Annotated in this window: 9 protein-coding genes; 5 read left to right on the forward strand and 4 right to left on the reverse strand. The window is 72.8% G+C overall.

The features are described 5' to 3' along the window. The first annotated feature begins 54 nt into the window (after positions 1-54). Complete coding sequence (locus BMX74_RS38975; protein ID WP_091105475.1) at positions 55-1,710, forward strand: glycerol-3-phosphate dehydrogenase/oxidase; 1,656 nt, start codon at positions 55-57, stop codon at positions 1,708-1,710. Continuing rightward, the gene (locus BMX74_RS38980) at positions 1,707-3,236 is read left to right on the forward strand and encodes an FGGY-family carbohydrate kinase (protein WP_091105477.1); all 1,530 of its coding nucleotides are present in this window, start codon (positions 1,707-1,709) and stop codon (positions 3,234-3,236) included. The genes BMX74_RS38975 and BMX74_RS38980 overlap by 4 nt, the downstream gene beginning before the upstream one ends. Before the next feature lie 77 nt (positions 3,237-3,313). On the opposite strand, the gene BMX74_RS38985 is transcribed toward BMX74_RS38980, so the two are convergent. Continuing rightward, complete coding sequence (locus BMX74_RS38985) at positions 3,314-5,074, reverse strand: SGNH/GDSL hydrolase family protein (protein ID WP_091105479.1); 1,761 nt, start codon at positions 5,072-5,074, stop codon at positions 3,314-3,316. A 418-nt stretch (positions 5,075-5,492) separates the two neighbouring features. Further along, positions 5,493-6,158: a protein-L-isoaspartate(D-aspartate) O-methyltransferase gene (locus BMX74_RS38990; RefSeq protein WP_236714627.1), complete on the reverse strand. Its 666-nt coding sequence runs from the start codon at positions 6,156-6,158 to the stop codon at positions 5,493-5,495. 358 nt (positions 6,159-6,516) lie between these two features. On the opposite strand from BMX74_RS38990, the gene BMX74_RS45235 reads away from it, so the two are divergent. Continuing rightward, positions 6,517-6,699 (forward strand): hypothetical protein, encoded by a 183-nt coding sequence (locus tag BMX74_RS45235; protein ID WP_201784485.1) that lies wholly within the window; start codon positions 6,517-6,519, stop codon positions 6,697-6,699. A gap of 35 nt (positions 6,700-6,734) precedes the next feature. Here BMX74_RS45235 and BMX74_RS39000 read toward each other — a convergent pair whose 3' ends face one another. Both BMX74_RS39000 and BMX74_RS39005 read right to left on the reverse strand, forming a co-directional pair. Then, on the reverse strand, positions 6,735-6,941 hold the full coding sequence (locus BMX74_RS39000; RefSeq protein WP_055502300.1) for a hypothetical protein: 207 nt from the start codon (positions 6,939-6,941) through the stop codon (positions 6,735-6,737). After that, positions 6,938-7,564, reverse strand: coding sequence for a TetR/AcrR family transcriptional regulator (locus BMX74_RS39005; protein ID WP_176573307.1), 627 nt, complete (start codon positions 7,562-7,564; stop codon positions 6,938-6,940). Before BMX74_RS39005 ends, BMX74_RS39000 begins: the two co-directional genes overlap by 4 nt. 81 nt (positions 7,565-7,645) lie before the next feature. Here BMX74_RS39005 and BMX74_RS39010 point away from each other — a divergent pair, with 81 nt between their 5' ends. Both BMX74_RS39010 and BMX74_RS39015 read left to right on the forward strand, forming a co-directional pair. Next, positions 7,646-9,850 (forward strand): S9 family peptidase, encoded by a 2,205-nt coding sequence (locus BMX74_RS39010; protein WP_091105480.1) that lies wholly within the window; start codon positions 7,646-7,648, stop codon positions 9,848-9,850. A 9-nt stretch (positions 9,851-9,859) separates the two neighbouring features. Then, a partial coding sequence (locus BMX74_RS39015) for a serine hydrolase domain-containing protein (protein WP_143078921.1) occupies positions 9,860-10,348 on the forward strand: 489 nt, incomplete at its 3' end.

Consider the following 10,348-nt stretch of genomic DNA (forward strand, 5'->3'; position numbering starts at 1 on the left):
GCCGGGTCCCGGCGCGAGCCGCCGGGACCCGGCCCGCCATCTCCTGGAGCTCCCATGTCGCATCACCCCCCCGGCTCCGAGGACGTCGACCTCGCCGTCATCGGAGCCGGCATCAACGGGCTCGCCATCGCCCGTGACGCCGCCGCCCGCGGCCTGCGCGTCGTCGTCGCCGACCGCGCCGACCTGGGGTCGGGCACGTCGAGCACGTCGAGCAGGCTCATCCACGGCGGCCTGAAGTACCTCGAACGGTACGACTTCCGGCTGGTGCGCGAGTCGATCCGCGAGCGGCACCTGCTGTTCCGCACCGCGCCGCACCTCGTCCACCACTATCCGATGCTCATCCCCTTCTACGCGGGCGACAGCAGGCCGGGAGCGCTGATCCGGCTCGGCCTGGCCGCGTTCGACGTCATGGCGGCCGGGCGCGGCCAGGGCCGCAGCCGCGGCGTCGCCGTCCGCGAGGTGGCCAGGCGCTGGCCCGGCCTGTCCACCCAGGGGCTGCGGGGCGCCGCCCTGTACCACGACGCGCAGGTGCCGTGGGCGGAGCGGCTGTGCGTCGAGCTGTTCCTCGACGCCCGGCGGCTCGGCGCCCGCGTGCTGACGTACACGACGGTCACCGGGCTGCTGCTCGACGGCGACCGCGTCGCCGGGATGCGGGTCGAGGACAACCGGTCCGGCGCGGCCGCCGAGATCAGGGCCGCCGTCACCGTGAACGCGGCCGGCCCGTGGATCGACACCGTCCTCGACGGGCAGGTGGCCAGCCGGCGGCTCAACGGCGGGACGAAGGGCAGCCACGTCGTGGTCGACCCGTTCCCCGGCGCGCCCCCGACCTGCATCTTCTTCGAGGCCGCCGCCGACCGGCGACCGATCTTCGTCTTCCCCTGGGAGGGCCGGTACGTCCTCGGCAGCACCGACCTCACGTACGAGGGCGACCTCGACGAGGTCGTCGCGAGCGATGCCGAGATCGACTACCTGCTCGCCGAGACCAACCGGATCTTCCCCTCGGCCGGCCTCACCCCGGACGACGTGCTGTACAGCGTGGCCGGGATCCGGCCCCTGCCGTACACGGCGGGGGTCTCCGACAACGCGAAGATCAGCCGCGGGCACACCGTCCACAGCCACGCCCCCGCCCACCCGGGGCTGATCACCGTCATCGGCGGCAAGCTGACGACGCACCGCGCGCTCGCCGAGGACGTCACCGACGAGGTGCTGCGGACCCTCGGGCGGGGGCGCAGGCGCTGCCTCACCCGGCGCCGTGCCTTCCCCGGCGCCGACACCGCCGACTGGCCGGCGTTCGCCCGGGACTTCGTCCGCTCGTCGCCGCTCACCCCCGCGCGGTCGCGCCGGCTGCTCGACGTCTACGGCGTACGCGCCCGGAGGGTCCTCGACCTCGCCGCCGAGGACCCCTCGCTCGCCGAGGTCGTGGACGAGGAGTCGGGCGCGCTCGCCGCCGAGGTGGTGCTGGCGGTCCGCGAGGAGGGCGCCGTCACCCTGGCGGACGTCCTGCTGCGGCGTATGCTGGTCGGACTCGGCGCCGACATGGGCCTCTCCGCGGCCGAGGCCTGCGCCGGCGTGGCGGTGCGCCACCTCGGATGGGACGACGCCCGCGCCCGCGACGAGCTCGCCGCCTACGAGGCGGAGCTGCGACGCTACCGGCCGCGAGCCCTCGCGACCCCGGCATCACCCCCCAGCGGCGACAGGAGGACCCCGTGACCACTCCGGGCACCTGCTACATCGGCGTGGACGTCGGCCTCACGGCGTCGAAGGTCGCGGCGTTCGACGCCGAGGGACGCGAGATCGGCGTCGTCCACTCCCGCACGCCGAGGACGAGCGTGAGCGTCCACCGGCACGACGTGGACATGCCGGCGCTGGCCGCCACCGTCGTCTCGCTGCTCGGCGAGCTCGCGGGCAAGCTGGCCGCCGACGGGTACACCCCGGCCGGCATCGGCGTGGCGGCCCACGGCAACGGCCTGTACCCGGCCGACGAGGCGCTGCGGCCCGTCGGTCCCGCGATCGCGTCGTCCGACAGCCGCGCCCAGCGGATCGTGGACGCGATCCCCGCGCGGGAGGCCGCGCGGCTGGCCGCCGAGACCGGCTCCATCCCGTGGGCGGCCCAGCCCGCCGTGCTCCTGCGCTGGCTGCACGACACCGAACCCGACACCTACCGGGCGGTCCGCTGGGTGCTCTCGTGCAAGGACTGGGTCACCGCGGCGCTGACCGGGGTGGCGAGCGCCGACCACAGCGACGCGAGCGCCTTCGGCATGGTGGCGCTCGACACCCGGCGCTACAGCGCGACCGCGCTGGAGCTCGTGGGGCTGCCGGCGTCCGACCTGGAGCGGTTCCCCCCGCTGCGGCGGTCGGGCGACGTGGTCGCCGGGCTGAGCGCGCAGGTCGCGGCGCGCACCGGGCTGCCGGAGGGGCTGCCGGTCATCGCGGGCTGCATGGACTGCGTGGCGGCCACGCTGGGCGCGGGCGGGCGCGACGTCGGCGACGTCACGATCATCGTCGGGACGTGGGCCATCAACGGCGTCGTGGTGCCCGCCCGCACCCCCGCGCCCGGGGTCACGCTGAGCGCGCTGATGCCCGACCCGGGCACGATGCTGGCCATGGAGGTCGCGCCGACCTCGGCCGCCAACCTCGAATGGCTGGCCTGCGCGGCGGTGCCGCCGGGCCGGCCCGGGGTGCTCGCGGCCGAGCTGCTGGAGGAGGCGGCCGCGGTGCGCCCCGGCGCGGACGGGCTGCTGTTCCTGCCGTTCGTGAACGGCGCGCCCGAGCTCCCCGACGCGTCGGGGACGTTCCTCGGCATCTCCGGCCTGCACCGGCGCGGCCACCTCACCCGGGCCGTCATCGAGGGGGTCGCCCAGTACCACCGGGTGCAGCTCGACCGGGTCTTGGCGAGCGGCGCGGCCATCGCCGACCGGCCGTGGCGGCTGGCCGGCGGGGGCGCCAGGTCGGAGGTCTGGGCGCAGATCTTCGCCGACGTGCTGGGCCGCCCGGTGCGCCGCCAGCTCACCACGGAGCTGGGGGCGCGGGGCGTCGCCTCACTGCTGCCGGCCGCGCTCGGCCACGACGTGCGGCCGTGGTCGGTGAGCGACGAGGACGACCTCTGCGTCCGTCCGGGGCCGGACCGGGAGGAGTACCTGCGGCACTCGGAGGCGTTCGACCGCTGCCTGGCCGGGGTCGCGCCCGCGTGGGCGGAGCTGGAGCGCTACCGCGGCTCCGGCCCCGTCCCGGCCTGACCGGACCCCCGCGCGGGCCGCGCGAACCCCCGCACGGCCCGCGCCCCGGCCGCTCTTGATCACGTCGGCGTCGATCCTCAGTCCATGAGCTCGCTGGCGTTGATCTTCACCTCGATGTCGAGGCGGTACGGGCTTCCTCCGCCGGTGGGTACGGGCCACAGGTAGGGCAGCGGCTGGGTCAGGTCGTAGGAGATGGGCGGATTGGTCGGCTGGACGGTGTTGACCGGGTAGATGTTCCACCGCGGTGTCTGGTCCGTCGACCCCGTTCCCGAGGTGGGCTGGGGCTGTGAGCTGGGCTGGGGCCCCGGGTGGAACGGCGGCGGGTCGATGTTGACGAACCTCATGGTCGAGCGCGGGCCCACGTTGGGCGTGCTGGTGCCACCGCCTCCTCCCCCGCCGACGGTGCCGCCGGTCGATCCGGTGCTCTGGGTGGCGGTGGCGGGCAGGTAGTGACGGTCGCTGTGGTTGGCGTCGCACGGCTGCGCGGCTCTGGCCGGGGGACGCGCTCCGTCGGCCGCCTTGAGGCGCAGCCCGAGCTCGCCCGCGATCATCAGGGCGTAGTGGCCCGCCAGCACCTTCTGCCCTTCCTTGTTGGGATGCCCTGTCTGCTGGTGCGTGTTGAACTCGTCCCCTCCCGGGGCGAGGGCGAAATTGACATTGCGAATGTAAGGGTCCTTGGTCCCCAGCTCGTGGCCGGCGAAGGCGTTCTCGATGTCCAGCATGTCGGTGGCGATTCCGTTGTCGGCCAGGACCTGCTGCGCCTTCTTGATGGAGGCGGTCAGCCGAGGCGCCAGGGCGCGGATCTTCGGCCAGTCCGCCGCATGACCGGACTTGCGCACCAACCAGTTCATGAAGCCCAGGGGTAGGAGACCCTCCGCGGCGCCCTGTGGATAGTTGACCATCATGATCCTGGCCTTGCCGCTGGTGGCCACGTTCATCGCCCGAACGAGCTGCACCAACCGCGCCGACAGGGTCGACGGCTGCGTCAGAGGGCGGACGAACGGCGGACGCGGCGGTTCCGAGTCGGCCCATTCCTGGGCGGAGGTGCGGGTGGTGTCCAGCAGCGGGGCGATCGTGGCCTCGAGACCCCTCACGTCGCTCGACTCTTTGAGCATGGCCTTCAGCATGGGCCCGAACTCGACGTCGTTGCCGCCGAAACCGGAGATCACCAGGCTGGTGGCGTCGTCCAGTCCCTGGTTCTGCGGCGGGTTGACGCGGCCGTGGTCGTCCTGGCCGACGAAGAAGTGCTCGCTGGCGGCGCCGGAGGAGGCGTTGAACCGGACGTCGAAGAAGACCTCGGGGTTGGCGCGGCGCAGCAAGTCGATGGCCTGCAGAACCGCCGCGCTGGCCGAACGGTGACGGAAGTCCTCGTCGTAGTCGGCCATGGTGTGCCCCTCAGCGGGGACGGCGCCGTTGGGGCCCGCGTAGAGCATGGGCTCGGGCAGGAAACCGCGCTTGTTGTAGTAGTCCCCTGCCCCGTCTCCTGACATGTACGAGTCGCCCATGATGACGATCTTCACGACCCTCTGCCCCGGCAGCGGGACGCCCTGGCGGAACTGGGCGGGCTTGTCGTCCCCCCAGAACAGCGGCCCGCCCGGCCCCGTGCCGACAGGTGGGCAGGTGTCGGTCGGCGCGTATCGCTGAGCCAGGTACTGCAGGCCGTCGGATACCGAGGCGAGGTTCGCGAGCGATTCGGCGTCGTAGTCGTCGAGCAGCGGGACCTCGGTGATGGGGGCGGCGTTCGCGGGGGTGAAGCCGGAGCTCGCGACCAGGGCCAGGGTGAGCGCCGCGCCCGTGAGCGCGCGGGGCAGTGGCCGATGTAAGGATTTTCGCGTCATGCCGCCAACTATGAGTAAGGCTCACCTGGCGTGCCTCCTGCTGGAGAAGGAGGCCGTTCTCCGCCGACTGGCCGCCGGCCCTCCTGCAACAGGCCGGCACCTCAGCTCCGACATGGATGAACGCCGTGGGTCAGGCCGACGGCACGCCGGGCCGCCGCGACCGCCCGCCCGCTCGGCCGCGCCCTCGCCCCCCGGCAGCGACGACGGACCAGGCCCCCGCCCGGGCCGGCCGCCGCTGGAGACGCCGGCTCCGACAGCACGAGATCGGGCTGTCGTGCGCGCGGCGCACGGCCGTGCAGTCGCCGGGGCGGCGGGCGTACGCGCCGATCCTGGCCTGGAACGACGCCTCCAGCCGGCGCGGCTCCTTCCTGACCCGCGCCGCGTCCGGGACTTCGCCCGAGGCCTGCCCGGACGGAGGTCACGGGTAGCCGTACCGGCCGTGGAGGCGGACGAAGCGGGCCGGGGTGAGGACCTCGCGGCGCTCCAGCCCGTCAGGCGCCCGCTCGAACAGCACGACCTCCTCCCGCCCGCCGGGGCCGATCGGCTGCACCAGCCGTCCGCCGACCCTGAGCTGCTCGACCAGCGGCGCCGGGACCTCGGGGAAGGCGGCCGACACGAGGACCGCGTCGTACGGGCCCCGTTCAGGCACGCCGCAGCCGCCGTCGCCGACGATCGCCTCCACGTTGGCGATGCCGTGCAGGGCCAGGCTGCGCCGCGCCCGTTCGGAGAAGTCGGGCCACAGCTCGACGGTGACGACGTGGGCGGCCAGCCGCGCGAGCAGCGCCGTCTGGAAGCCGAGCCCGGTGCCGACCTCCAGCACGCGCTCGCCACCGCGCAGGCCCAGCCCCTCGATCATGCGGGCCGTGAGCGAGGGCTGCGTGGTCACCTGGCCGTGCCCGATGGGCAGCGGGGCGTCGTCGTAGGCCAGGCGGGCGGCCTGGGCGGGCACGAAGTCGGCTCTCGGCGTGGTGCGCACCGCCTCCAGCAGGCGCTCGTCGCGGACGCCCTCCCTCTGGAGGTCGCGCGCCAGGGTCTGCGGGGAGCCCGTCGCCGTCATGCCCCGGCTCGGCCGACCGGCGTCCATGTCTCCATGCTAGGCCCGTTCTCCGCATCTCGGCCGGTGGGGCGGCGTGCGGTCCCGTATGCCCTTCGCCGAGCTCCTGGTCGTCTCCTGCCTGCCGCCGCGGACGGTGGCGCTGCTCGTGCCGCAGCCGCCTCTAGATCGGACTCTGCTGGTTTCACCCTTCCGGCCGGATGTTGCTTCCGGCCGGAAGGTGTCTTCATGACCACCTCTCAGGCGACCGTACGGCCCGTGAGTGCCGCAGACCGCCCCACCGTCGAACGGCTCTGGCTCATGTTCCGCCACGACATGGCAGAGTTCCAAGGCGGCCTGCCCAGCCCAGATGGCACCTATCACAGCGACGCGCCGGGGCGGGATCGGCGTGGAAGTTGCGCGGGAGGTGATCTCCCGGCACCCCGGCCCCTGGAAGATCGCCTTCCAGGACTCGAACACGGCGGCCGTCGCGTTCTGGCGGCGCGTCGCCACCGAGATCGCTGGTGACGCGTGGACGGAGAAGCCCGAGAACGTTCCCCCGGACGTGTGGATCTCCTTCACCGCAGCCTGACCGGGAATCAAGCGGGAGCGCGTCCCATCAGCAGGTCATGGCATGGGAACGGCGATGCACGGCTCGTTGTCGGCGTCGTCATCGAACGGGCGCATGCACCGTGTGCAGGCCACGACGATGCCGTCGATCTCGGTGTCAGGGGCAAGCTCGATTCTGGGGGTCTCGCCAAGGACGTCGGACACGAGCAGGTCCTGCTCCTGCTCGTCGGCGAGCTGGAGCAGGGTGGCGCCGGGCCGGGTCACCCTGGAGCGGCCGCGCGGAGGATGAGGTCCACGCCGAACTCGAAGACCTCCTGCTGGGTGAACTCGGGCAGGTCGGTGGCGAAGGAGCGCATGACCGGGTAGCGGTCGGCCGGCAGCTCGAGCAGGGAGCCGCGGACCTTGTTCCAGTGGTCGGCGTCGTCGTCCCAGCTTCTGCGCTCGGGGTAGACGGCCGCGCTCCCCATCGTGAACCTGACCAGACTGGCCGCCACACCCACCGCGGTCCGGCGGTCGAGCCCGGCGTTGAGCAGCAGCGTGTAGATCACCTCGCTGACCCGCAGGTCGCCCTCGCCGCCGAAGCCGGCCCGCATGAGGGCCGGGTGTTCGGACAGCAGCCGGAAGTAGCCGCTCATCACCCGCCGCACGCCGTCGAGCCCCGCGTCGGGCGAGTCGGGCAGCTCCAGGCTCGCCAGCAGGCGGTCATAGAGTGCGGAGAGGATCTCCTCCTTGCCCCTGAAGTAGGTGTAGAGGGCCATGGGGCGCACGCCCAGCTCCTGGGCCAGTCGCCGGACCGTGACGGCTTCGAGCCCTTCCGCGTCCATGATCCCCCCAGCGCGCTCCAGGATCGCCTCGTGGCTGAGCGTCCCTCTCGGGGTTCGGGGCATGTGGAGGTCTCCCATCGCGATCGGCGTCTTCGTGGATCGACACCTATCGTATCGCGTACTGTACATGTACGCTTCTGCCGCATGGAGCACATGATCGACCGGTATCGCACCGCTGAGCGGCTGCTCGGCCACCACAGATCCGGCCTGGTGCGGGGAGGCAAGGTCAAGCCCGCCTGGCGCGAAGGAAGGTTCTGGTACCGGTCCGAGGGCCGGTTCCTGCTGGTGGACCCCCGTACGGGCACGAAGGAGCCGGCGTTCGACCACCCGCGGCTCGCCGCGGCGATCGGAGCCGACCCCGGCGCGCTGCCGTTCGCCCACATCACCCTCGATGACGGTGCCGTGGTCTTCGACGCGAACGGGGCCAGGTGGCGCTGCTCGCTCGACACCTACGCCTGCACCAGGTCCGAGCCGCCCGGCCCCGCGGACGCCGTCTCGCCCGATGCCCGTCGCGCCGTCTTCGTGCGCGGGCACGACCTGTGGCTCCGCGACCTGGAGACGGGGCAGGAGTCCGCGCTCACCGGCGACGGCACCGAGGACCAGGCCTACGCCGTCAATCCGGACTCCGCGTCCCCGCGCACGCTCATGCGCAACCTGGGGATGGGCGCTCCGCCGCCGGTGGTGCTGTGGTCGCCCGACTCGCGCAAGGTGCTCGCCCACCGGCTCGACCAGCGCGGCGTGGAGCTCATGCACCTGCTGGAGAGCGCGCCGCCGGGCGGCGGGCGGCCCGTCCTGCACAGCTACCGTTACGCGGTGGCGGGCGACGAGGTGGTGCCGCGCGCCGAACTGGTGGTGTTCGACGTCGAGACGGGTACGGCGGTGCCGTCCAAGGGTGACCCGCTGCTGGTGCCGTACCTCTCGCCCATCACGCTCAGGCGCGTGTGGTGGGCCGAGGACGGCTCCGCGGTCCACTACCTGGAGCACACGCGCGACATGCGCACACTGCGCCTGTGCGTCCTGGACCCGGAGACCGGCGAGACGCGCACGCTCGTGGAGGAGAGCGGCCCGACGAGAGTAGAGGCGACGCAGCAGTTCGCCGACCGGCCGATCGTGAAGGTGATCCCCGAGGGCGTGCTGTGGTACTCCCAGCGCGACGGCTGGGGGCACCTCTACCTGTACGGCGAGCGGACGGTTCAGCTCACCCGCGGCGAGTGGGCCGTGCAGGAGATCCTCCACGCCGACTCCTCCGGCGTCTGTTTCACCGCCTCAGGACTGGTGGCCGATGACCCCTACCGCCGCCAGGTCTGCCGCGTCGGCCTCGACGGCACCGGCTTCGCCAGGATCACCGACGACGACCTCGACCACAGCGTGAGCGTCGCCGACGACGGCTCGTGCTTCGTCGACTCCGCCTCCGCCGTGGACGTCCCGCCCGTGATCACGGTGCGCGGCTGGGACGGCCGCGTGCTGGTCGAGCTGGAGCGGGCCGACGTCTCCGGGCTGCTCGCCACGGGCTGGCGTCCACCGGAGCGCGTACGGGTCAAGGCAGCCGACGGGGTGACCGACCTGTACGGCGTGCTCCACCCCCCGCACGACCTCGATCCGGCCGGGTCCTACCCGGTGATCGATCACCCCTATCCCGGTCCGCAGACGAACCGGGTGCGGCCCGGCTTCGACCCCGGCCTCTACGGCTACGACGCCGAGGCGGTCGCCGCGCTCGGCTTCGCCGTGCTCGCCCTCGACGGGCGCGGGACCCCGGGCAGGAGCAAGGCGTTCCACGACGCCTCCTACGGCGCCCTGGAGACGGCCGGTCACCTCGACGACCACGTGGCGGCGCTGCGCCAGCTCGCGGCCACCAGGCCGTGGCTCGACCTCGACCGCGTCGGGATCTTCGGCCGCTCCGGCGGCGGCTACGCCACCGTCCGCGCCATGCTGCGGCATCCCGACGTCTACAAGGTCGGCGTCGCCGAGTGCGGCAATCACGACCAACGGCTCTATCACGCGCTGTGGGGCGAGAGCTACGAGGGGCCCTTCGACCCAGAGCTCTACGCGCGGTCGGCCAACGGCGAGCTGGCCGACCGGCTGGAGGGCCGCCTCCTGCTCGTACACGGCGAGCTCGACGACAACGTCACGCCTCACCTCACGATGCGGCTGGTCGAGCGGCTGATCGCGGCCGACAAGGACTTCGACCTGCTCATCGTGCCAGGAGCCGAACACGCCTTCGTCGGCTACGAGCACTACGTCACCCGCCGCCGCTGGGACCACCTGGTCCGGCACCTCCTGCGCGTCGAGCCGCCCGCCGGCTTCCGGCTCGCGCCCATCCCCTTCACCCCAGAACTCTTCGACGTCTAGGAGTGCCCGTTGAGCATCGAGACCATGGTCAAGGAGACCGCCGAGTCGCTGGGCGTCGTCGGCGCCCAGGTGGCCGTCGTCAGCGGTGGGGACGTGCGCGTCTGTTCCACCGGCCTGGCCAACGCCGCGCTCGGCATCCCGGTGACGGACGACACGCTCTTCCAGATCGGCTCGACCACGAAGGTGTACACGGCCGCCCTGGTCATGCAGCTCGCCGACGCGGGTCAGGTGGACATCGACGCGCCGGTCAGCAACTATCTGCCCGAGCACCACTTCGGCGCGATCACGCCGCGGCAGCTCATGGCGATGACCAGCGGGCTGGACAACGGCCCCTATGCCGACACGGGACGCGGCGACGACTGCGTGGCCGCCTACGTGCGCCTCATCCGGGACATCCCGGCCATCCACCAGCCGGGCGCGGGTTTCGGCTACACCAACGCCTCGACCATCGTCTCCGGCCTGCTCGTGGAGCGGATCACCGGACAGTGCTGGGACGAT

Source organism: Nonomuraea pusilla (assembly GCF_900109355.1).
GTDB classification, from domain to species: Bacteria; Actinomycetota; Actinomycetes; order Streptosporangiales; family Streptosporangiaceae; genus Nonomuraea; species Nonomuraea pusilla.